The organism is Vibrio algarum, from assembly GCF_028204155.1.
GTDB classification, from domain to species: Bacteria; Pseudomonadota; Gammaproteobacteria; order Enterobacterales; family Vibrionaceae; genus Vibrio; species Vibrio algarum.
The window spans coordinates 1184152-1207982 of record NZ_JAQLOI010000003.1; the positions used below are offsets into that span (position 1 = coordinate 1184152).

The following is a 23831-nucleotide window of genomic DNA, read 5'->3' on the forward strand; positions in this document are numbered from 1 at the left end:
CAAAGATAAATCAATACGAACGTAATGCCCTTTTTCTTAATAGAGGGCATTAAAGTTGTTATTTGGGGGTTTTAGAATCGGTAACCGATAGTCCATGAAAACGTGTCGTAATCTGCATCATCGTATATAGCGTAATCTACACGCATGTCGGTGTAGATGTGCGCACCAAATTCAGCACGAGCTCCAAGCCCAATTACAATGCTCGTATCTTTGTAGGTTTCGTTAAGCTTACCCCCATCCCAGGACAGTGAATTTTCTTCGTTATGGTGAGCTAAGCCAATTAGGCCGTATGGCTTAATGTTTAAATTCTCTAAATAAAATTTATAACCAATATCGGCATCAATTTTGATGTTAAAACCATCGATATCACTGGACACTCCGTAATTGCTTTCTGAATCTTTGTTTTTAGTGTACGCAACATTGAGCCCTACAAGTCGATTAAATTCGTATCCATACTCAAGCTTAATTCCTTTACCCCAATCAACAGTAGAATCGGTAAAATATTCATTAATTTTTGTTTTGCTAAAACCGAGCCCCACACGATGCTGGCTGTCAAAGTTGTTAGCAAATGTTGGCGCAGCAAGAAGTGAACAGGAAATTAACGTTGTGAATAGAGTTTTCATATTGATCTCAAAGTATAGATTAGAACCTCCATTTAATTCATTGTCCTTGTGAATGAAAGCATCTTAAGTAATGACCTTAATTCAATCCAATTAGATTTTCTTTTGAGTGCAATAATTAATACTTATTGGCTAAGCGATATAACCATGTTTGCTTTTTTGAGATTTTCTTAATGCTTGGTTTCCTGTTTAATGACTTGCTGAATTTGTTCAACTAACCACAACATGAGTGCAGTGTTTTTGTGTTTTGTATGGTAATAAGCGTATATGCTATTTCTGTAGGGCACACCATTTACCAATGGTGTGATAGCTTTTAGCGAAGGGTAACGTTGGATAGGAAATAAGTCGGAGTGTGGCATGAAAAAGTCAGTATGCTCAATAACATCGACTACTGCCATCACAAATTCAGTGCGAAAGCCGATGGTTGGAATTAATCCTTCTTTCTCCATCAGCACCGCTGCTTCCGTAAAATTATCGTTATAACCAGGAGTTATCACGGAGGCAATAGGGTAAGGTTCTAGTTCTTGAGCTGTAACTGTTTCATTTGTTAATGGATGTCCACTACGAACGATAATTTTACCTTCTAGTTCTGCTAATAAATCGACGTGAACACTTTGGACAGGAGCTTGTTTTAAACTCACACCTATAGTGAGTTCGTCATTTTGTATATGATTCATAGAACTGCTTTTCCATGCCACTAACTCGAGGGTGCAATGTGGTGCTACTTTAGAAAAATGACGATAAAGTGAACCAGAAAGGCAGCTTAATACCACGGGGGCGACAGCTATTTTCACTGATGATTGAAAGGATAACGGGTCAAATTCACGTCCTTTGTTTAATACAGTAGATAATCCGTTTAAGTAGGGGGTAATGTCCCTAGCAAGCTCTTCTGCAAATTGGGTGGCTTTCAAGCCACTTGGTGCTTTAACAAATAATGGGTCGTCGAGTTGGTTTCTGAGTTTTTGTAGAGCCTGACTGATGGCCGGTTGTGAAACAAAAAGGCGTTCAGCCGCTTTTCGCGTATTAAGCTCTTGAGATAAGACCAGGAACGTCCTTAACAAATTTAGGTCCATGCTAAAAAATAAGTCTTTGGCCATGCTTGGCTTCCTTCATTTGAAGAGTAACATTAGCTAATAAGCATAGCTTATTAGTTCGAGAAGTAATAGTCATTAGATCTCTTCACGTAACATTCTCATAATGCCCACCAACAACAAGTTTGCATGGACTTGCAGACAGTGAAGATTCTGATTTTGTTTATTGGTATTTAGTTTTAACTGTACTAACGAAGTCTACGTCATTACGCCGAAGGAGAGGGCTAGAATTTCGCCACTGACTCACGATAGAGGCCAGTGAACTTTGATAAAACTTTAGGTAATACACAATGAACAAATCTTTTTTGGTGATAATAATGTCTTCGGCTTTTGCATTGGCTGGTTGTTCTTCTTCTGGTGATTCAAGCAACGCTAACCCAGTAAATCCGTCAATTCCAGATATTGATAATTCTCCCGAGTGGGGTTTAGATTTAGACATGGGGAATACACCTGATTGGGGGCTTACTGACCCAGATTTTGGTCTTGCACCACCGTCGATCCCTGACAGATTACCACCAGTATGGGGCGGACCAGAAATGTCAGAAGTTGATAATGGCCCAGAGGCAAGTTACACCGTATCAGGCAGCACCATCACTGATGCAAGTGGCAATATCTTCACTATCACAGATGTTAATTGGGTTAATCAGGCAATGACCGTTGAAGACAAAGATGGCAATGAATACCTTGTGGACGTCATTCGCCAAGGAAAATATGACGGTGATTTTCGCCTCTTTGTTAATGGAGAGTCGATAGTCATTGGTCGCGATACCGTTCAAGGTGGACTAAGACCAATGATGGAAAATACCGAACGCTCTATTGACCGTAATACTATCCGTAACTCTATTCGCACTCGCTTAAACTAATCCTCTATCGCTCCTAGCGTTTTGCTAGGAGCTTTCCTCTTGCCTCTAGGTTAAAACATGAAAACCATTTCAATTACTTGCAGCGCATTGATGCTCTGCACTTCAGCGTTTGCTGGAATGGATTTATCAATTGAAAAGGATGTCGTAGAGATCGGAGTTACTGCTGCAGTAACGGACAATACTTATTTGTATATTGGTGGTGACAGCGACAATTGGGTCGGGATTGGCGTTGGCTACCATAAGTTTATTAATCGGAACTGGAAGTTAGCCTCTTATTATGAATATGGTCTGAAGGACGACTGGCTGCTGGACGAGCTAGCGGGCATTGACGGTGTTAAAACCAACACGCACTTTGTAGAGCTCTCTGCAGCCCGATTTTTTGATGGTTATTCTGCCAAGTTTGGGGTGACGAGCGAATTTGTACGCAATGGTTTTACCTGGATTACTGCTGATGATGCGAACAAATACTCGACCTATTTTTCAGCAGCCAAATACTTTCAGCACGCTTATATAACTAGTCGATTCGAATATCATTATGCTGAAGACAAATCCGACATGGTTGATTTTAACCAAGGTCAAGCAAGTGAATGGGAGTTATCGATAGGTACAATGCGTCCTGTGTGGCACGTTTATCCATATGCGAAAGTATCGATTTTCAGCCCTAATGATACTTACTATGGAATGAACGATACAGACTATAGCTGGACGGTCGGTGGGCGAGTGTCATTCTAAAATACACTGCCATGGTTTATGAGTTTCAGTGAATTACGTTGCTGTTAACTTATATTTCTACTTAGGTTTTTTTGATCTCTTTATTTGATGCCATAGAACCTTACAAGGAAATGAAATTATAAACCTCAAGCGTTAGGATGCTTATCTTTTCGCCATCGGGTGTTCTGGATTCAATTGAAGAAGATCCCAAAGGTTGCCATACAGGTCTTCAAAAACTGCAACCGTACCGTAATCCTGCTGTTTAGGGTCCCGAACAAAGTGAATACCGATAGACTTCATTCGCTCATAGTCACGCCAGAAGTCATCGGTGTTTAAGAAGAGAAACACGCGACCACCAGTTTGATTGCCTATGAAATCATGTTGTTCAGTTTTTGAAGCTTTCGCTAATAATAACGTCACACCATGTGAATTTGGTGGCGCAACCACTACCCAACGTTTGTCTTGTTCAGCTTGATAAGTATCTTCAATAAGCTCAAATTGGAGCTTATTGACATAGAAATCTATTGCCTCATCGTAGTCTTTTATCACTAATGCAATATGTACTATATTTTGCTTCATTTCTTGTCCTTAAATGATGTCTTATTGGTTGTCATCATGCTTCTTCGATGGGAAGGTGGCCAGTTTTTACTAAAATGACGGTTTCTTCTTCAACATAAGGGCTATGGTTGCTCATATGAGGGCTTCGAATCCATGTCCCCTTTGGATATTCACCATACTCGTCTTTGAAGGTTCCCGATAGTACCAAGATCTCCTCTCCACCAAAATGACGATGGGGTTGAAATTGTTCTCCTTGTGGCCATTTAACCAGTGCCACATGCTCATGTTTAAACTCATGCAAAGGCATAACTTGTAGGCCGCCCATTCCCGCTAGCCAATCTTGTTCATTGGTATTAATACGGGTCTGCTTAGTGTCTTGCTCGTCAAACTGATTAAGCTTCACAAAAATAACGCAACCATTATTGCTAAAAGGTGCATGAGTACTGTTCGGTGGGTTTCTCAGATAAGTTCCTGCTGGGAAGTCACCGGTTTCATCAGAAAAAGTCCCTTCCAATACAAAAATTTCTTCGCCCATTGGGTGTGGGTGGGTCTTAAATTTGGAGTCAGCCTCATATCTTACAATACTCGTGGTATGCCCGGCTTCTTGTTCCTGCCGTTCAAAAGGCTTCCGCCACACACCGATTGCCGGACTGGCCAACCAATCCATTTGTTCAGATTTAATGACGAGTCTCTGAGTAAAGTCCATATTTAGCATTGGTTTGATTCCTTTTGAGTTGCACACATTTGCTAAGTTTAGTCGATCACCTGTAAAGGCAAGATACAGATATAAATGGAATCAACATCAAAAGCTATTTCATCTTAAGTCGTTTCATCAACCTATGCAGATTACCAGCGTCCACCTTTAATAATCTAGCCGCTGCCGCCCAATTGTTACCAGACTCTATGTAGGCTTGATTAATCAAATTAAATTGAAATTCATCCGTGGCACTCTTTAAATCGGTAGGGGTGAAGGTAACGTTATTCGATGGTGCCGACATTGGTCTATTTATACTGGGCTCTATTACTGGGTTATCTTGCTCTTCAAGGCTGAAGTGTTTTGGTAGCAATACAATTACATCCGACCGTGACTCTGATCGAGCTAAAACCGCAGCGCGATTTATGGCGTGTTCTAGTTCTCTGACGTTACCTTGCCAACTGTGGTTTTTAAGTATTAAGTGTGTTTGTGGATCAATTTTTATATTTTTAACCCCTAATTTGTGCTGACAACGTTCGGCAAAGAAGCCAGACAAAAGCGTGATATCTTTTGCACGTTCACGCAAAGGGGGTACAAAGATAGGGAACACACTTAAGCGATGATAAAGGTCCGAACGGAACCGACCGGCTTTTACTTCTTCATGCATCACGCGATTGGTTGCGGCAACAATACGTGCATTGACCTTGATGTTTCTGTCATCGCCGACGCGTTGTATGTCTCCATATTGAAGTGCTCTAAGCAGTTTGGCCTGTAGAGCGAGTGATAGCTCGCCAATTTCATCAAGAAACAGCGTACCGTTATCGGCAAGTTCAAATTTACCTTTTCGATTACTGATCGCGCCGGTAAAGGCCCCTTTCACGTGTCCGAATAGCTCACTTTCAGCAACCGATTCGGGTAGTGCGGCACAATTCAAATAGACTAAGTTTTGTTTAACCCTGTCTGAATTTTCATGAAGAGCGGCAGCAACAAGCTCTTTACCAACACCGGTCTCACCCATAATAAGAACCGAGAGGTCCGTATTTGCGACGGCAGAGATGTGCGATTTTAGTTCTTGCATGACCTCTGAATTACCGATTATCTCACTCGGTACAATACTTTTATTGCGGCTAGCGGCAGGTGATGCTTCAATCCCCACTTGGTTTTCTAACTGCTCCATTAAAAGTGCGGTGTTTAGGCTTGTTGCCGCCAGTGCACTGATCACTCGTAAATCTTGATTTCGAAATGAGTCAAATTGTTTTGGGTCGAAAGCATCTATGGTCACTGCACCAATCAAACGGTCATTGATGAGAAGTGGTAAGCCGATACATGAATGTACTCTAAGGTCATGTTCGTGTTCTGGGATGAGTCCGTCATACGGGTCGGGTAGGTCACTGTCTGGTGGAAAACGAACCACATCACCCGCTCGAGCAATCGCTTCTAACCTTGGGTGTTGCTGTATGTCGAACCTTCTGCCTAGTACATCGTCGTATAGGCCATTGATCGCCAAAGGGATAAATTGTTGGTCTTGAAAATAGAGTAAAGCAGAAGCATCGCATTTTAATACTTCTCTAATGGAAGAGAGTAGCCGATCAAACCTATCTTGATCGGAAATGACTGACGTTAGATCTAACGCTATTTTTATCCATTCTTTATTTAGCTTACTCACCGAGTTACTCGCTACGATTCCTGTTTATTTGACAAGTGTAGTGTTATTAAGACAAAAGTAAATAACTGTCATTATAACAATATATGCATACTATTTGTTCGTTGAGATAAACAAACGGCTATCAATAGACAATAGGTATTCCGTGGCGAAAAAACACTTTACTTAAAGTTAACTTTAACTATTAAGATGCAATATATGTATTGAAATGGAAGTGACAAACTAAGGAAAGAGTGATGAAAAAACGGGTACTACCTTACTTATCTGGACGATTATTTGATGGGATTTCTTCTGGTATGTTCATGATGGCACTGCCTTGGGTCATGTTGAATCAGCCCAATATGGGAACGTTTGTCGCAATACTTGCGTTGGTGTGCACAGGGGCGTCGTTTTTTTCGACGCTGTTTGTTGCGACACTGATTGACCGCTATTCTCGAAAAGCGGTGTTGGTTGCCATGCAGATGGTACAAGCAACTACGGCGTTATGTGTGTTTATTGCCTATTGGTATGGTTTAGAATCTGTTTGGATGCTAGCTCTGGCTCAACTCGTATTTTGGTTGAGTGGTGATATGGCATGGAGTACCAATAACGCATTTGTACACGAGAATTTTGAACCAAGCGAATACTCAAAAATCTCCAGTTACGATGAAATTGTTATGCAGACCAGTGTATTGGGGGCGGGATCGTTGGGCATTGTCGTGCTAGAAGTATGGTCAATGGTTGAATTTGCGTTTTTAGCCACTCTGGCCTCGTCGTTCGCGGCGGTAAGTTATCTAATTACCCCTTATCGACGTCAAATTACCGAGGAAATTAAAGATTCGTTTTTGTCACAACTTTTTGAAAGTAAAAATATTTTCAGCCGTGATCCTGCTTTGTATGCGTTTATTGCCCTATCGTGTCTTTCTTATCCAGTATTAACTTTTTTGGTTAAATTGGTCCCTATCTATTTCTCAGAACAAGGGATTGATGGTGGTTGGTTTGCTACATGGAAGATGAGCTATGGAGTAGGGGCACTGATTTGTGGCCTAGTTGTTGCCAAGCTTCTTATCCGTTTCGATGCGGATAAATCAATGCTGTTCTCGATCTTTGTGTTGTCGCTGTTGCTGCTCGCCATTGGTATATTCCTTTCGCCTATGATGATGGTAATTTTAACGGTGGTGATTGGCTTTTTTAATGCATTTAATCGTATTTCCAGAATCAACAAGTTGCACCGTGTCGTTGCTGTTTCTGAACGGGGAAGGGTAGATGGTGGTTTTAAACTGTTTTCAACGCTTTCCCAGAGTTTGAGTTATTTGCTTATTGCGTGGTTAACAGCCAATCAGATGACGTCTTACGGCTTTACAATTATAGCGGGAGTGATGATGAGCGCGGCCATATTAATGTGGTGGTTGATGCAAAGAAGAGGCAAAAAAGAGAAAAGAGACAAAAAAGAGAAAAGAGACAAAGGAGCGATGGTGTTGTCTTAACCGCCACTCCTTAATTGAGTACTACTTGCCTAGAAATTCTTTTAGTTCTGCCGCTAAGCAATCAACGGCTTTTTCTAATTCTTCTAATGTTGAGTTAGTAAAATTTAGTCTTAATGCCGCTTCGGCCGAGTCTGCATTTGGATAAAATACTGGGCTAGGTACAACGGCAACCCCTTTTGACAGCAATACCTTAGCTAGGTCAAATGTGTCGCAGGTTGGCAAAGTTAACCAGACAAACATGCCACCATCGACTGATTTTAGTTCGCAGTTTTTCGGTAACTTGCTCTCTAGTTCAGAATATAGCTTTTGGTATCTTTGTTTGTAGAGTGCTCGGATATTATCGATGTGTTGGTCAAAATTATCGTTTTCAAGTAAGCCTAATAACAGCGCTTGCATAGGTACGCTTGAATGCAAGTCGGCCCCTTGTTTCACTTTGATCATGGGTTCTAAATAACTTAATTTACCAGACACCGCACCTAAACGAAGTCCCGGAGACGCAATTTTAGAGAAAGAGCGTAATACAATAGAGTTATCTGGACAGAAGTCTGAGACGAGATCAATAGCCTCACCACTGAATCGTAATTCACGATACGGAGCATCTTCAATTAACGCGACACCATAGTCGATACATAGCTGAGCCACTTTTTTACGTGTTTCTATAGCCCAACATACGCCAGTAGGGTTGTGAAAATCGGGAACGGCATAAAACATTTTTGGCGACTGCTCTTTAAAACACTGTTCTAATTGTTTTAAATCTGGGCCTAACTCTGTTTGTGAAACGGTAACCATGTTCGCTTGTACTAAACCAAAGACTTGCATTGCGCCCAAGTAGCTCGGTGCTTCCATAACAACTGTATCACCCGGGTTTACATAAGCTCTCGCGATGAGATCTAATCCTTGTTGTGAACCAGTACAAACCATAACGGAATGGTTATCAGGCAGTTGGAATCGCTTCGTTAGATGTGTTAACAGTGGTCCATAACCTGCGGTACTTCCGTATTGAAAAACCTCTGGCATATCAGCAAGCGACTCTAGCGTTGGCTTCATGAGTTCAATTGGGAAGGTTTTTGCATCCGGTAATCCACCAGCTAAGGAAATCACGTTCTTGTCGCTCGCAGCACTTAATATTTCTCGAATGTAGGAGGATTGAATTTGTTGAAGTGATTGAGCGATTTCCATTTTATTACCTGTCTGGTGTTTACAAAGTGTAGAACAAGAGCATACAGGGAGTTGTTATTTATATCTTGTCCGTTTATGCTTATCAGTATGTCCATTTATGCTATTTTCCATTATGAATACTCAACACCTTTCAAGAATCAATGATGTGCTGTTTTACATTCATCAGGATATATCTAGAAATTTACCTGCGAAGGAATTAGCAGATGTGGCGGCCTATTCAGAGCAGCACTTTCATCGCTTGTTTAAACAGGTCGTAGGTGAATCTATTCACCAGTATATTCGACGTACACGTATGGAGTACGCTGCTAACTTACTCATGTTCGATTCTGAATCTTCGGTACTCATTATCGGTAATAAGTGTGGTTTTAACTCTGTTTCGTCATTTAGCCGTGCATTTAAATCTGTTTTTAAACTCTCTCCCGGTGAGTGGCGAAAACATGACTATCATGGTGCTGATAAGCCTTATCTCGCGGATCCGGAAATTGCGGCTGGTTACGCTAGAGTCTCGAAAAAAGGGATACCAGAACCGAATATTATTGAAGTCCCCACAAAGCTTGCTGCTTATGTGCGTCATCAAGGCTACAACCGATCTATAAAGCGGTCCTGGCTAATTTTAAAGGCTTGGGCGGAATCGGAGGGCAGAGACTTTTCTATCCAATATGGATTACATCATTCTAACCCCGCTTTGGTGGCGTTAGAAAAGTGTCGCTATGTTGCTTGTGTCGAGATCGATAAACCGCTTAATTACCGAGGTATTGTTAATCAACTCACTATCCCCGGTGGTTTACATGCGGTGTTTAGATTAAATGGTATATATGGCGAATTGCTTCCACAAATTAGTTATGTGTTGGAGCAGTGGCTACCAGATTCAGGATTTAAACTGGGTTCTACACCAGCTTATGTAAACTATATTAAAAACCATTTTTTGTCGGCGGATGAAAAGTTTGAATTGGATTTTTATCTACCAATTAGTTTTTATTAGAAACACGTCTATGAGTCGCTAATTCATAATTGCCTCACATTTACCCATCACAGTACGCGAGTGAATTCATCTTTTTTGGCAGAAGTGATATTTGGAGAAGTATATGAAAAGTCGTCGTTTAGTTGCTCTATTATTCGCGATTGGTTGTTTTTTAGTGCTATCTGGGTGTGCTCATCCCCACATGCCACGTTTTTAATGGTTGGAAAGTTGCCATAGCCAGAATATAGCTAGGACTGGTGTCTAACCTGAGTAATTGGTAAGAATAGTATAGTGAATCCTGTTAGAACAGAAACCACCATACTTTCTGTACCGTTTTATACAATCTAGAAATCGATCCTTTGTTGTGTTTCACCATCAAAGTAGACTGCCTTCGAAAGGTCAAAGTTGAGTGAGGCTATCTCACCAATATTACCTTCAAACTCAGGAGAAAGGCGACATGCGACTTCTTGGTCATTTACTTTAACCATTGCAATGGTGTCTGGCCCTGTTGGTTCTAATACCTCTATTTGCAATCCCAAACGGGTTGAAGCGCTTGTATCTTCACTATCAGTATCCGTAATATGCTCAGGACGCAGGCCAATGACAACCTTGTGCCCGTCCTGATCTCTCATTGACTGAGGTAGCTTAATATGATGTTCGCTGTTTGCGCTGCCAATGACTTTGATGATTGGATTTTGGTCATCATCTAGGTCAACCACGGTGGTAATAAAGTTCATTGAAGGAGATCCCATAAACCCGGCAACGAACATATTGTTCGGTTTATTATAGATCTCTTTCGGAGTTCCAAGTTGCTGAAGTTCTCCGTCTTTCATTACCGCGATTCTATCAGCGAGCGTCATTGCTTCGATTTGATCATGAGTTACATAAACAATGGTCGTATTCAGTTGCTGATGTAAGCGTTTTATCTGGTGTCGCATTTCTACTCTTAATTTTGCATCAAGGTTCGAAAGAGGTTCGTCAAACAAATAGAGTTTTGGTCTACGAGCCAAAGCGCGTCCCATGGCGACACGTTGTCTTTGTCCACCTGAGAGTTGTGAAGGTTTGCGATCCAATAATTGGTCCATTTGCAGCATTTCAGCGACGCGTTTTACTTCGGCATCAATTTCGTCTTGCGGCATTTTTCTGATCTTCAAACCAAATGCGATATTGCCTTTTACCGTCATGTTGGGGTAAAGGGCATAAGATTGGAATACCATGGCGATATCCCTATCTTTAGGCTCAACGTTAGAAACGTCAACGCCATCAATGAGTATCTCGCCAGAATTAATATCTTCTAGGCCTGCTATAGTATTCATCAAAGTGGATTTACCACATCCAGACGGACCTACTAGAATAAGGAATTCGCCGGATTCGATACTAATATCGATACCTTTTAAGGTTTCTACTTCCGCGTTTCTGTATGTCTTACGGATCTGTTTTAAATCTAGTGTTGCCATTATTATTATCCTTTTACTGATCCGGCGGTTAAACCACGAACGAAATATTTACCAGCTAATACGTACACTACTAAAGTTGGCAAGGCCGCGATAATAGCACCCGCCATATCGACGTTATATTCCTTAATCCCGGTACTGGTGTTGACTAAGTTGTTAAGTGCAACAGTAATTGGCTGCGTATCTGAGCCGGAATACACGACTCCAAATAAGAAATCATTCCAAATAGAGGTGAATTGCCAGATAACGGTTACCATGATGATTGGAGTTGAAAGCGGAAGCATGATTTTAAAGAAGATGGTGAAGAAACCAGCACCGTCTAGCTTTGCCGCTTTAACAAGTTCATCAGGAATACCGACGTAGAAGTTTCTGAAGAACAACGTGGTAAACGCTAAACCGTAGATGACATGAACGATGACAAGGCCAGTAGTTGTATTGGCTAAACCAAGTTTACCCAGTGTGGTTGCCATTGGCAGTAAAACCACCTGAAACGGGATAAAGCAACCAAATAACATGGCACTAAAAAAGAAATTAGAACCTCTGAACTGCCATTTACTGATAATGTAGCCGTTAAATGCACCTAATAGAGTTGACAGTGCTACAGCAGGAATGACCATCTGAAATGAATTCCAGAAATAGCCTTGAACACCTTCACATTTCACACCAGTACAAGCGGTGCTCCAAGCTTTTGTCCATGCATCAAATACCCATTCAGTTGGAAGTGAAAGTAAATTACCGGCCTTAATATCGGGTAGTGTTTTAAGAGATGTTGTTACCATAACAAACAGTGGCATCAAATAGACGATACAAAAAAAGATAAGTACGGTGTAGATAAATACTCTACCGAAATTGAATTTTGTACTCATGATTTCTTCTCCCTAAGTTCTGAATAGAGATAAGGAACCAATATCGCTAAAATCCCACCCAGCATCATCATGGCACTGGCAGCACCTAAACCGATCTGACCACGTGTGAACGAGTGTGCATACATAAAGAGAGCTGGTAGATCAGACGAGTAACCTGGGCCACCGGCTGTTAATGCGGTAACGAGGTCAAAGCTCTTAATCGCAATATGCGAAGTAATGATAACGGCGCTGAAAAAAACGGGCCTTAAGCAGGGCATGATTATCTTGAAGTAGATAGTCGGTAAGCTCGCACCATCTATTTGTGCGGCTTTTATAATAGAACTATCGATACCTCTCAAACCGGCTAAGAACATCGCCATCACAAAGCCAGATGATTGCCAAACCGCCGCTATAACAAGCGTATAGACCACCATTTCTGAATCAACGATCCAGTCAAAGGTAAAGTCAGTGTACCCCCAATCGTGTACGAGTTTTTCAATGCCTAATCCAGGGTTAAGGATCCATTTCCAAGCTGTACCTGTAACGATAAAAGATAGCGCCATTGGGTAAAGGTAGATGGTTCTGATTGCGCCTTCTTGTCGAATGTTTTGATCTAGAAAAATGGCTAAGGCGACTCCAAGGAGGATGGCGATGAGGATAAACATCACACCGAATATTCCAAGGTTCATAATTGACGTTGTCCAACGGTCATTGTCTAACAATTTCTCATATTGAGAAAGGCCGACAAATTTGTAACTCGGTAAAAATCGAGAGTTGGTCATCGAAAGGAAGGCTGTCCAAAATATGTACCCGTATATGCATACCACAACAACTAATACGCTAGGGGCTAGTACTATTTTAGGAAGCCAATTTTGTAGTCTGTCACCAAAACTTCGTTTAGGCACAGGTGGTGTGTTAGGCGAATTCAAAACACGCTCCATAGCTAATCCTTACTGGTTCAAATTACATAATTTTATAAACAATTTGAGTATGAAATTTGAATGGAAAGATGGTGTTCTGGGAGTTGAGCACCATCGGAGTTCTCTTTGCAGAGAATATTTAAGAAAGGCAGGTTTTTAGGCCTGCCACTTAAATTACATTGCTGCTTTAACTGCTTTCGCTAGTTTGCCAGCAGCTTCTTTTGGATCAGCATTTGGATCGTTAAAGAAGTTAGTCACTACGTCATAAATTGCGCCTTGAGCATAGCTTGTTGTAGACATGCCGTGTGCCATACTTGGAACAAGATCACCACTCTTCGCTGTGGCTTTAAAGTCCTTCATAGAATCAACTGCACAAGAATCAAACTTAGACATATCCGCATCTAGACGCACTGGTATTGAACCTTTGTTAAGGTTAAATACTTCTTGGAACTCAGGCGTTAAGATAGTTGCTGCCAACGCTTGTTGTGCTTTTTGTTTCTCAGGGTCAGATAATTGGAAGAAAGCAAAACTATCTACGTTATGAGTAAATTGACCTGATGTGCCCGGAGCTGGAACACAAACGTAGTCTTTTCCTGGCATTTTTCCTGCAGCAGTAAACTCACCTTTCGCCCAGTCACCCATGATTTGCATGGCTGCTTCACCATTGATAACCATAGACGTGGCGACATTCCAATCACGTCCTGGAGAGTTTTTGTCGATGTAATTGTGCATTTTTTGGAATAGACGGAAAGTTTCGACCATTTGGTCACCACTTAAGGTATCCATATCTAGATCAACGAAGGCCTTGTTGTAGCCGTCGCTGCCTAATACGCTAAGTGCCACAGCTTCAAATACCGTTGCGTCCTGCCAAGCTTGTCCACCATGAGCTAACGGGATAATTCCTGCTTCTTTTAGCTTGTCACCCACCATAAAGAACTCGTCCATAGTCGCTGGCACTTTGACCCCTGCTTTTTGAAAGACTTCTTTATTTGCCCACAACCAGTTTACACGGTGAACGTTGACAGGAACCGCAACATACTCGCCATCAAATTTCATGATGTCCGATACCATAGGTGGAACGAGAGAATCCCACTTGTTTGCTGTCGCTACGTCATCAAGGCTAGCTAGGAAACCTAAGCCACCCCATTCTTGAATATCGTGTCCTTTGATTTGTGCCGCTGCTGGTGGGTTACCAGATACTGCACGAGTTTTAAGAACGGTCATTGCACTGGTACCAGAGCCACCTGCGACAGCAAAATCTTTCCAAGTGTGACCTTGGCTTTCTAGCATGTCTTTTAGTGCTGATACAGATTTAGCCTCGCCGCCTGATGTCCACCAGTGAAGTACTTCAACTTCGCCAGCTGTTGCAAATTGTGTAGCAGAGAGTAGGGATAGAGTAAGTAGGGTTTTTTTAATGTTCATCGTTCTCATCCATGGTTTGAATTATGATTATTATTTGCTGATTGGATAAATAATATCCGTTCAATAACTAGACTAATCTTAAAATTCAAATGGGATTGAAACAAAGCGTAACTCGAATGTAACAAACTCGTTACACTAGTGGGAGAGGTTGCGTGGTATAAGGATTTGTACAGATAAACCACCATCCGGTAAGTTTCTCAGAATGAGATCTCCACCATGTGCATGCAAAATGTTACGGCTTATTCCAAGCCCAAGACCATGACCTTCGCTGTCTTTTGCGATTCTGAAATAGGGTTCGAATACCGCCTCCAATTTATCTTCTGGGATGCCTTTTCCTTCGTCTTGGATAGTAAGAGATAGTTTTGTTCTACTGTCTTTAGGAATAATTACGACACGGTGACCATACTTAACACCGTTATCGATGATATTGCTTAACATACGTTTAATAGCAAGTGGTTTACTGACGATTGGCTTTATTGGAGTAGAAGGGATATAAACGCGGTTTGACTGTTGATTATATGATTCCGCTATTGAAAGAAGCATCTCTTTTATGTCGATTACGGCATTATTTTCATGGATATCTGTGTCTTTTACTGTTTGTAACGCCCCTTTAACCATCATTTCTAGTTCATCTAAATCGGTATTAAATTTGTCTCGTTCTTCTTCTTGATCCAATAATGCGGTTCGTAGTCTCAATCTAGTGATGGGCGTTTTGAGGTCATGAGAAATAGCAGAAAAAAGATTTTCTCTATCGGTGACATATCGACGAATTCGTTGTTGCATTCGGTTAAAGGCGCGCGTTGCCGTGACCAACTCGTTGGCACCTTCTTCTAACAATTCCGGTTGATCTACATCCATACTCATTTCATTTGCAGCTTTGGCCAAGTTATTAAGTGGCCTAACTTGCCTACGAATAAGAGGATAAACCAACAGCATTAATGTTGTAGTAGAAAGTAATAAAAACAGTATTTGTTGAGACCCGATTATGGTGTCATCTAAACTGACATACGGGGCGGGTAGCAACGCAGCGATATAGATCCACTCTTCTGTATCTAACTGAATTTGTACGACAAGAATAGGGGGGTTAATCGGTTCTAAAGTGAGAGTGTAATGGGCCCAAGACTTGGGTAAATCGTCTAAGAAAATATCGTTTTTTAATATTCTAAGGTGTTCTGGTTTAGAAAATTCTACAACGGTCTGTTTTACATTATTTAACTTAGTATTGAGTACCTTGGCGACAGAGTCTACCGCAACTTTCTCTAGGAAATTATCTGGGATTTTATCCACTTGAAGTCGTTCTTTATTAAATGAAACGAAGAATCGAGTCCCCCCATATCCCTTATTTGGTCAAGTATGATGTGTCGGTATTCTACCGGTAGTGATTGGAAGAAGTTGATAGTAGAAGCAAACATGGTCGCCATACTAGCGGATGTAGAATTAATACCGTCTATTTCTCTTTGTTTAGATTGTGAATACCAAATAGAGGTTGCAATACCTTGAGCAAATACAACGGCAATAAGCGTCAACCAGAGTGTTCTTGCAACTAAAGAACGTGGAGAAAAAATACGCTTCACTAATTAGTGCTCGTAGGTTACAGGGGCTGTAAATATATAACCATTGCCGCGCATGGTTTTAATATATTGGTGTTGCTTTCCGTTATCCCCCAGGCGAGAGCGAAGGCGGCTAAGTTGTACGTCAATACCTCGTTCAAAAGGAAGCGCTTCACGGCCGCGTGTAGCGCATGAGATAGTATCGCGATCTAATATTTCGTTTGGCCGAGAAAGGAACAACATCAGCAGAGCAAAATCACTGCCAGAGAGCTCGAACTGTTCGTTAGTCTCTTGATTAATTAATCCATGCGCCAAGGTATCCAAATGCCATACTCCAAAATTAATCGCTTTTGGTAGTTTGTCGCCATGAGCTTCCTCTTCAAAGTGACTCCGGCGAAGTACGGCTTTGATGCGTGCGATAAGCTGCCTTGGGTTAAATGGTTTTGCTATGTAATCATCCGCACCGATTTCTAAGCCGATAATTTGGTCAGTTTCATCAGACACGGCGGTAAGCATAATAATAGGAACGTTAGAATTTTTTCTAACTTGCTGGCACAAAGCAAAACCGTCATCACCGGGTAACATGACATCAAGAAGAATTAACGTCGGGTAGCCGTGTACTTGCAAATGAGCATGCATTGCTTCGCCATCTTCTGCTACAGAGACTTGATATCCGGATTTGGTTAGGTATTTATCGAGTAAATCGCGTATCTCATGATCATCATCAACCACCAAGATATGTGCCTGTTCCTTCATTTAATCGCCTTCACATTTTGTTGCTTTACAGAACATAATTTTAGCGGTCAATTGTTGATAAGGTGATGAATAACCGTTGAAAGTATGAGCTGAGTGACTTCTTTATTTAAAGAGTTTGATCTGGTTCATGTTGAGAATAGTTCTAATCTAGATTAATCGACAGTTGGCCTAAGAACATGTCCCAAGATAGGAGCGGAAACGTTCCTGTTCAAGCCTATTTTCTGCGTTTGTAGGGCGTTTTTTTCTTTAGGCGTTTGTTTATACTTTTTTCTACCAACAATTTTTGTTTTTCGGATACGGGCTGCTTGTTGACGATTTTATGTAGCATTTCAGAAAGAAATGTTTTTTCCCATAAAGAAAAGGAATCAAAATTAAGCAGAATAGCGTCATTCAATTTGGTGAAAAATTCATGGTCATTCATTTTAATCCTTTGATTGTGCCTAGTTTATTGTCTCAATAAAGTGCTTACCTACAAATGGTGAGGTCATTGCGGATAAAAGAGAGCTGTAATCTAACTGAAATTCAATTGTTTGTCCCACAATTAGTTGGTCTCCCAAAGTTTCAACAAGTAAGTGATCGCTGGTTGATGAAACGATAGTCACACCCATCGGTGGCGTTATCCCAGAAATACAAATATCTTGGCGGCCTATAGCGAGAATCGCCTGCGAGACTATTCCTCTATTCTTTGATGTCTGTTTCTCGCCAAAGGCATTTACAGTTTGCTTTCCCCAAGGCATAGAAGGCTTTTCTTTAGATTCAATCACTTCAGCAGTGAGCGTGATAACATCGCGAAATAACCCAGCAATATTTTCTTGGTATAATGGTTCACAGCCTAAATAAATGGCTTCCCCTAGCCGAAGATTGTTGATTCTTGAGTTAGCTGTGTTGCTAAAGGCCCAAGTAAGGGATGCTGAATTTCCCCTGAAATAATGTCCAATTCGATCTTGAATGCTGTTTCAATTTCATCAGCGAGATCGGACAGTACCTTCATATTAGAATCGTCAGGTGCTACGCCGTATCGGCAAGCCAAGTTTGCCCCTATACCTTTTAAGATAATGTTGGGCAAATCGAGAACTTGTTCTACAAAAGACATAAGATCGCTCGGCATCACCCCCTCTCGTAGGTCACCTAATTCCACCATCACAATAACGTTATGTAACACATCGGTTTGTTGAGCTACCTTAGAAAGTTTCCGTATTACCACTAGCTCTGAATTAAGGCTGATATCGCAATATTTTATGACCTCTGAAACCTGGCTTAACATTGGTGATCGGATCAACATCGTGGGTAGCGTAATACCCGCTAACCGCATTTTTTTATATTTTCGACCCTAGAGTCAGCCAACATTTCGGCCCCAGAACTGATCAACGCTTGAGCAATGGTAGGATGGCCTAAACAGACTTTTGTTACCGGTGTTACGGTTATATTTCTTAATCCAAGCTGATATATGAGCGCTTTTGCATTGTGAGAGATTTTTGCGCAGTCGATTTCTAATCGAGGATACTTCAAGCTTTTGATGTCATTTTGCTTTCCAAATAGGGAAACGCAGAGAAGACCATTTCTATAAGATGGGTAGTAGGTTGAGTTAGTGCATCAGTTGTAGGGATACCTAGTTTAGCTGCATGGCAATATATTGATGAATCTATTTCATTTACCGGTACACCTTCATGGTTGAGTGTTACGCCAATAACAGAGGTGTCAGAAAAGGTTTCAATGAGACGTATCTCTGAAGCAACGGTTGGCATTGGCATTCCTGTGAAGTCAATACGATTAATCCGTCCAGGTGAATGCTGTAATATCACGCCAGTTGGGCAGCTACCGCGAAGTATAAATGAACTTGTAGAAAATGCAGGGTGGCTTAATGCCCCTTGTCCTTCGATGATAATTAAGTCAGGTTTTTCTTTTTCATAAGCCTCTACGATGACAGACTCTAGTTCGCCAGCACAAAATTGTGAAGGCACGGCATCTAATGCTACACAGTATGCAGCACCTTGAATGATACCGGTTTGACCCGTTGCTATCATGACAACATTGAGACCTTTTTTACGTAGTGTGTTGGTCAATATTGTTGCGGTCGTGCGCTTGCCAAGCGCACAATCTGTACCCATGATGGCGATACGTGGGCATTTTACGCTGTGGATTTTCCCACTGAATGTCTTTAAATCTTCTTTTCGTTTAGGTTTTCGAATATCCAGTATTTTGACATTGTTGAGTTTGCTAGCTTCTACAAATGTTGGGTTATCGGTTAAAAATTCATGTAGTCCATTTACAATATTCATTTTTAATGACATCGCATTGAGAATGATAGATTTTTCCGAATTAGATAATGTTCCGCTAGAAGGTGCGATACCAAATATAAAATAGTCTGGACTTTGTTCGGATAATGCCATGGCTTGTTCAACGTTAGATACGATAGGTATATTATTTTTTTCTTCACCTAGTACTTCACCAGAATTTAATCCGGCCGTTTCGCTATCGATAACAGACAAAATGCGATATTTTTGTGAGTGTCTCACAAGCCCATTCGCAGTTTTTCCATCAATTTTTCCAAATTGACCTTCGCAATAAACAATGGCAGTAGGTATTGAATCTGATGATGTAGCTAGAGGAGAGAGTTCTGTTAGTACTGGTGCTAAATTTGACATAGTAACGCCTAATAATTTTAGGCTTAGAGGGCGACTATAGAGTGCCGAGATATAAAATCGGAAAAGTACAAGAGGTCCCTACTAAGCGGTAGGGAGAGCTGCACCCTAACACAGGTAGATTAATATTGTTGCAACTTGAACGAATTGTGACGATGCCAAATTTACTGTATGTCAAATTCGACTCGATATTGGTCTATTCTGTAAGCTATCAACTTAATAAGTGAGATTAGAATGAAAACAGAACAGGGTTATCATGCGGTATTGAAATTTTGGTTTGTAGAATGCACACCGGAAATGTGGTTCAAGAAAGATCTCAATTTCGATCAGACCCTTAAAAATCGATTTCTAAATTTGCATCAACAAGCGAGTCAAGGTGAGTTATTCCAATGGAGAATGACAGCACAGGGGCGTTTAGCTGAAATAATAATATTAGATCAGTTTTCAAGGAATATTTTTAGGGATACTCCCGCTGCATTTGCTAACGATGCCTTAGCATTGGTGTTAGCTCAAGAAGCGGTTGCTATTGGTGCTGATCATAAGCTAGATCAGAGAGAGAAAACGTTTATATATATGCCTTATATGCACAGTGAATCACAATTAATTCATGAAGAGGCGTTAAGGTTATTTACTCGTCTTGGCCAACAAGACAATTTGGACTTTGAGATTAAACATAAGGTCATTATTGATAGGTTTGGTCGCTACCCTCACCGAAATGACATTTTGGGAAGAGAATCGACGCAAGAAGAGCTAAACTTCTTAAAGGAGCCTAACTCTGGGTTTTAAATGACTTATAGATGAAATAATTAGTACTGGGATTAATAGCGGATAGTGCCCTTAATTGGATGAACAAGCATCAAGTATTAACCCCGAGTAGCGATGTAAAAACAGACCAAACTAATGTTTGAAGGTGTTAACTTCGTTTGTGCTAGTTGCAGTAAGGTCACCTGCAGGGTTAATGATATGAGGGAGTATTTTTGGTAAATTAAGCTCAATATCTTTATCTGCTATCGGACCTATTACGTCATTGTACCAACCGGCTAAGCCTAGTACTGCGTAACCTATTGCATCATCGCTCTCTCGATGTTCAAGGATAATCTGTAAAAACCTCAAAACCGCTTTATCATTAGATTTTGCTTGTTTTAAGGTTGTTTGAAAGATATCGGTAGCTTCAGCGACTAACCCTTCGTATTCGGTTTCTATAGCGACTTTAAAAGAGCCACTATCAACGGAAATTCTCATATTACTTCAACCTGTTATTCTGATGATGCTGAATACTAGCGAAAAAAGGTCATATTGTCGCTGATCCTGTTCATAGTGAACGGTAGCGAGCACTATTTAGAATATGAACGACGATTCAGCAAGATAACTCACTATAAACGCATGGTTACTATATACTGGCTGTTTTAAGGAAATTTACACAATGGAAATGATCATCGTTTCGTCAGAACAACAAAGACGTATCATCATGCTGTTTAGCCGAACGTTGGCGAAATCATCGGACAAAGTATTATTACAAAACTTAGATTCATACCAAGTTAACTCTTCTGTGTACCCTGCCTTCAAAGCCGCAAAGGACCTCCGTGTTGAACGTATCCGTATACCTGTCGGAGATGATAGGACAGGTTCACTAGATGGTGGCGACTTCTTGTATCGATATCTGTCTAAAGGGTATATGTGTTTAGGTGATTTTGTCGGTGAGCCAAAGCCAGACTTATCGCCCTATGGCGTAAGATCCGTTCGAAAACAACCTAAGATTGGTTTTGGGCTGTAATAAATTTTAATGGCGCATAATGCTGTCTTATTATTTGATGGCGTTGCTGATGAACATATTTACCTGTGGTGTTTGGCGGATAAAATATCGGAATCAGAGAGTGAAATATCGATATAAAAACGAGATAATTATTTTAATATAGATTTCAATAGAGATTGAAATAGGGCCGAGTAATACTCGGCCCTATTAAATAGTATTATATTTTCTGTTACTTATTAAAATCAGAAATGATAAGAAATACTAGCCGTTAGAAGCCATTGGTAGTCATTCTCCATAATAGGAGATTTAGACATTTCGTCTCCAAGTCCCACGTAAGCGGCACTGTGGTTAAAGTTTAAATTTTCACCTAATTCAGCGATAAGCTTATAACCTGCGGTATAAACAAATTCTCCTTCAGGTTTATAAGCAGTTCTTTTACCTTTAGCTTCAGATTTTTTCACACCGTAGTAATAATCTACGTAGTCATCACTGTAATAAGTGACACCAGCAAAAGGAACAAGGTCAATAGCGCCAAAATCGAAAATATGTGCGTATTTTAGCCCAGTGTTATAACCACCTGAAGCTCCAGTTACGTCATGTTGGAAGAATAGGGAGAATATTCCGTCACCAAAATTTATGTCACCATTCAAACCAAGATCTGCACCGACCCTACGTTGAGACATGCCAGCAAGCACTTTTGCGTCGCTAGATTCATAGGGAGATCCAGAGATCGCAGCATAAATGTTAGCATTAAAAATACCGGTATCATCCATGAAGAATCGATAATTTAGTCCACTAAGATCAATATTGAAATTATCGCCTCGATATCCACCGTTATATAGGATAGACGTTGAATCTTTTTGTTCCTTATAATAGTCACTTGAAGTTAACGCGCCTAGTTCAACAAAAAAATCGCCTTTGTTGGAATAAATATTACCATTCATTAAGTAGGTTTCTGCAAGGCTTATTTGAGATGTGAATAGCATTGATAGAGCCAAAATATGTGGAGTCTTCATGTTTACCTTCTTGTTGGAAATTAATTTAGTTGTGTAAAATTAATCGCTAATGCGGCAAGAATTGTAATGTGGTGTTGAAAAAATAGAATAGCAAATCAGGTTATTCTCTGATTGGTGATGCTAATTAAATTACTGTTTACGGCACGAAACATGATAGCGGATCGAAGAGGTTTATTCGGTAGTTGTTCTAATATGGAAGGGTAGAATGTTAGCGCAAGACTTTAACTGAAAATATTATCGAGCACATAAGTACTCGATTGGTATGATTGTCTGTGAAATCTTTGCGGTATGAAAGTTCACTAGCAGCATGAAACTATTTATTTCTAGCTGTATTTTTAACTGTGCTTTTTAAATTGTGCATAAACGATTTAAAGTGGGGCATAAAATCGACAAACAGTGGATGCCTGTGATTTTTCATCATCACGGGGCCTAATAGACGTAACGCGACACTTACTCTTGTTGCAAGTGACTCCTCTAGACCACTACCTTCTTTTATAATGTCTACAACCTTGAATAAATCTTCTCTGTCTTGAAACTCAAATTGCAATGACTTTGCTTCGACTTGGTTTATCTATTTGATTGCTTTGTATAAGGTTTGGTGTTCTGAACAGACTTTAAAATCCATTTAATACAATATCAACGTACTTCAGCGGATTAATCTGACTATCAATGAACCAGGAGCTCTTACGGACTCGACATTATGGCTTATAACGGTTGCACATATTGGTGCTTTATAAGTTTCTACTTCATCACCAAAGCTGTTGTATTGTGTCGCTAAGACTTGGCCTTCTGTCACCGTATCCATCAGTTCAACATGACAAATGACGAATCCCCCCTGTTTAGCACGTACACTGATAACGTCGTTACCCTCAATACACCGCGTTTCTTTGGTGTCGAGACTACCTTGTATGATCTTATAAAACTTAAGAATATTTAATATGCCATGGGTCGCACGACCTACCATCTCAAGATCAGTGTACCGACCAATTCCAACTTCTATGGTAATAGAAGGAATACCAGCTCGATTGTAGACTGTTTCAAGAATACCCGGATCGCCAGGGTCATTTAGAATGACATCTGGGTTGATAAGTCGAGCCATACGAATGGAGTCTTCTAGTCGATAGTCTGCAAAGGCGTAAAGTGGGTAGGCGGAGCCGCTTGTTTGAGAATGGAGATCAATAGCTAAATCTGCATTGGGTTTAAGTAGATTTTCCCACAGGCTGTGAGCGTAGCGACTTGCATCATCTCCGGTGGGGCTACCGGGAAATACGCGGTTTAAATTGGCAGACGAACTATCTGGAGCTGCAGAGTGGAAATCACGACTATGGCGAGCAATGCCTGATAGGTTGACCGTTGGTACAATGGTCACCGTACCGAATACATCCAACCCTACTAAAGTCCTTGCTAACTGCTGTGCGGTTAAGATGCCATTTTGCTCATCACCATGAACACCTGCCGTGATCATGATGCGTTTCCCTGGTTTTTTCCCTTTAAATACCCTAACAGCTAGAGTTTGTGGGTGGCCAATCGCATCGGTAGCCACTGCAAACCAAAATTTATGCTCACCAGCAGATAGGGCATCAACGTTTAGAGCTTGAATTGTTGGGTACATCGGGATAATACATTCGTTTAATGAACTGGCCATTTACCTTCCCATCGCCAAAATA

22 protein-coding genes and 2 pseudogenes are annotated in these 23831 nt (G+C 40.8%); 6 read left to right on the top strand and 18 right to left on the bottom strand.

All coding sequences use genetic code 11. From position 1 onward, the window contains the following. Nucleotides 1–71 precede the first annotated feature (71 nt). Nucleotides 72–623: a porin family protein gene (locus tag PGX00_RS20755; protein WP_272140151.1), complete on the bottom strand. Its 552-nt coding sequence runs from the start codon at nucleotides 621–623 to the stop codon at nucleotides 72–74. Between the two features lie 167 nt (nucleotides 624–790). Next, entirely contained in the window at nucleotides 791–1717 is a 927-nt protein-coding gene (locus PGX00_RS20760; RefSeq protein ID WP_272140153.1) for a LysR family transcriptional regulator, read from the bottom strand. A gap of 311 nt (nucleotides 1718–2028) precedes the next feature. On the opposite strand from PGX00_RS20760, the gene PGX00_RS20765 reads away from it, so the two are divergent. Together PGX00_RS20765 and PGX00_RS20770 are read left to right on the top strand one after the other, a co-directional pair. Next, nucleotides 2029–2574, top strand: coding sequence for a hypothetical protein (locus tag PGX00_RS20765; RefSeq protein ID WP_272140155.1), 546 nt, complete (start codon nucleotides 2029–2031; stop codon nucleotides 2572–2574). A 57-nt stretch (nucleotides 2575–2631) separates the two neighbouring features. Then, the gene (locus PGX00_RS20770) at nucleotides 2632–3306 is read left to right on the top strand and encodes a hypothetical protein (protein WP_272140157.1); all 675 of its coding nucleotides are present in this window, start codon (nucleotides 2632–2634) and stop codon (nucleotides 3304–3306) included. Between the two features lie 141 nt (nucleotides 3307–3447). Here the strand turns inward: PGX00_RS20770 and PGX00_RS20775 are convergent, their stop codons facing one another. From PGX00_RS20775 to norR, 3 genes are all read right to left on the bottom strand, one after another. Next, nucleotides 3448–3864: a VOC family protein gene (locus PGX00_RS20775; RefSeq protein WP_272140159.1), complete on the bottom strand. Its 417-nt coding sequence runs from the start codon at nucleotides 3862–3864 to the stop codon at nucleotides 3448–3450. Between the two features lie 34 nt (nucleotides 3865–3898). Next, on the bottom strand, nucleotides 3899–4558 hold the full coding sequence (locus PGX00_RS20780; protein ID WP_272140161.1) for a cupin domain-containing protein: 660 nt from the start codon (nucleotides 4556–4558) through the stop codon (nucleotides 3899–3901). A gap of 94 nt (nucleotides 4559–4652) precedes the next feature. Continuing rightward, the gene (norR, locus tag PGX00_RS20785) at nucleotides 4653–6203 is read right to left on the bottom strand and encodes a nitric oxide reductase transcriptional regulator NorR (RefSeq protein ID WP_272140163.1); all 1551 of its coding nucleotides are present in this window, start codon (nucleotides 6201–6203) and stop codon (nucleotides 4653–4655) included. 233 nt (nucleotides 6204–6436) lie between these two features. On the opposite strand from norR, the gene PGX00_RS20790 reads away from it, so the two are divergent. Next, nucleotides 6437–7666 carry an MFS transporter gene (locus PGX00_RS20790; protein ID WP_272140165.1) on the top strand — a complete coding sequence of 410 codons (1230 nt, stop codon included), beginning with the start codon at nucleotides 6437–6439 and terminating at the stop codon, nucleotides 7664–7666. Between the two features lie 21 nt (nucleotides 7667–7687). Here the strand turns inward: PGX00_RS20790 and PGX00_RS20795 are convergent, their stop codons facing one another. Further along, nucleotides 7688–8845: an aminotransferase-like domain-containing protein gene (locus PGX00_RS20795; protein WP_272140167.1), complete on the bottom strand. Its 1158-nt coding sequence runs from the start codon at nucleotides 8843–8845 to the stop codon at nucleotides 7688–7690. Nucleotides 8846–8957: 112 nt separating this feature from the next. Here PGX00_RS20795 and PGX00_RS20800 point away from each other — a divergent pair, with 112 nt between their 5' ends. Next, entirely contained in the window at nucleotides 8958–9827 is an 870-nt protein-coding gene (locus PGX00_RS20800) for an AraC family transcriptional regulator (RefSeq protein ID WP_272140950.1), read from the top strand. Nucleotides 9828–10150: 323 nt separating this feature from the next. Here the strand turns inward: PGX00_RS20800 and PGX00_RS20805 are convergent, their stop codons facing one another. The 8 genes and pseudogenes from PGX00_RS20805 to PGX00_RS20840 form a co-directional block, all read right to left on the bottom strand. After that, entirely contained in the window at nucleotides 10151–11263 is a 1113-nt protein-coding gene (locus PGX00_RS20805) for an ABC transporter ATP-binding protein (RefSeq protein ID WP_272140169.1), read from the bottom strand. A 5-nt stretch (nucleotides 11264–11268) separates the two neighbouring features. Next, entirely contained in the window at nucleotides 11269–12126 is an 858-nt protein-coding gene (locus PGX00_RS20810) for a carbohydrate ABC transporter permease (protein ID WP_272140171.1), read from the bottom strand. Further along, complete coding sequence (locus PGX00_RS20815) at nucleotides 12123–13034, bottom strand: carbohydrate ABC transporter permease (RefSeq protein WP_407702401.1); 912 nt, start codon at nucleotides 13032–13034, stop codon at nucleotides 12123–12125. The genes PGX00_RS20810 and PGX00_RS20815 overlap by 4 nt, the downstream gene beginning before the upstream one ends. A 165-nt stretch (nucleotides 13035–13199) precedes the next feature. Next, entirely contained in the window at nucleotides 13200–14447 is a 1248-nt protein-coding gene (locus PGX00_RS20820) for an ABC transporter substrate-binding protein (RefSeq protein WP_272140175.1), read from the bottom strand. A 135-nt stretch (nucleotides 14448–14582) separates the two neighbouring features. Further along, nucleotides 14583–16021 (bottom strand): annotated as a pseudogene (locus PGX00_RS20825) (ATP-binding protein). A gap of 3 nt (nucleotides 16022–16024) precedes the next feature. Further along, complete coding sequence (locus PGX00_RS20830) at nucleotides 16025–16753, bottom strand: response regulator (RefSeq protein WP_272140177.1); 729 nt, start codon at nucleotides 16751–16753, stop codon at nucleotides 16025–16027. Between the two features lie 440 nt (nucleotides 16754–17193). After that, a pseudogene (locus PGX00_RS20835) lies at nucleotides 17194–18262 on the bottom strand (alanine/ornithine racemase family PLP-dependent enzyme). Next, nucleotides 18259–19398, bottom strand: coding sequence for a DUF1611 domain-containing protein (locus PGX00_RS20840; RefSeq protein ID WP_322107888.1), 1140 nt, complete (start codon nucleotides 19396–19398; stop codon nucleotides 18259–18261). Before PGX00_RS20840 ends, PGX00_RS20835 begins: the two are co-directional and overlap by 4 nt. Nucleotides 19399–19629: 231 nt before the next feature. On the opposite strand from PGX00_RS20840, the gene PGX00_RS20845 reads away from it, so the two are divergent. Further along, nucleotides 19630–20181, top strand: a complete 552-nt coding sequence (locus PGX00_RS20845) for a DUF924 family protein (RefSeq protein ID WP_272140179.1) — start codon at nucleotides 19630–19632, stop codon at nucleotides 20179–20181. Between the two features lie 111 nt (nucleotides 20182–20292). On the opposite strand, the gene PGX00_RS20850 is transcribed toward PGX00_RS20845, so the two are convergent. After that, a complete protein-coding gene (locus PGX00_RS20850; protein WP_272140181.1) occupies nucleotides 20293–20637 on the bottom strand; it encodes a hypothetical protein in 345 nt (114 codons plus the stop codon). Between the two features lie 181 nt (nucleotides 20638–20818). On the opposite strand from PGX00_RS20850, the gene PGX00_RS20855 reads away from it, so the two are divergent. Further along, a complete protein-coding gene (locus PGX00_RS20855; RefSeq protein ID WP_272140183.1) occupies nucleotides 20819–21169 on the top strand; it encodes a hypothetical protein in 351 nt (116 codons plus the stop codon). Between the two features lie 221 nt (nucleotides 21170–21390). Here the strand turns inward: PGX00_RS20855 and PGX00_RS20860 are convergent, their stop codons facing one another. From PGX00_RS20860 to PGX00_RS20870, 3 genes are all read right to left on the bottom strand, one after another. Beyond that, nucleotides 21391–22164: a MipA/OmpV family protein gene (locus PGX00_RS20860; RefSeq protein WP_272140185.1), complete on the bottom strand. Its 774-nt coding sequence runs from the start codon at nucleotides 22162–22164 to the stop codon at nucleotides 21391–21393. Nucleotides 22165–22477: 313 nt separating this feature from the next. After that, a complete protein-coding gene (locus tag PGX00_RS20865) occupies nucleotides 22478–22735 on the bottom strand; it encodes a DUF3861 domain-containing protein (protein ID WP_272140952.1) in 258 nt (85 codons plus the stop codon). Nucleotides 22736–22810: 75 nt separating this feature from the next. Continuing rightward, on the bottom strand, nucleotides 22811–23809 hold the full coding sequence (locus PGX00_RS20870) for a succinylglutamate desuccinylase/aspartoacylase family protein (RefSeq protein ID WP_272140187.1): 999 nt from the start codon (nucleotides 23807–23809) through the stop codon (nucleotides 22811–22813). Nucleotides 23810–23831 lie beyond the last annotated feature (22 nt).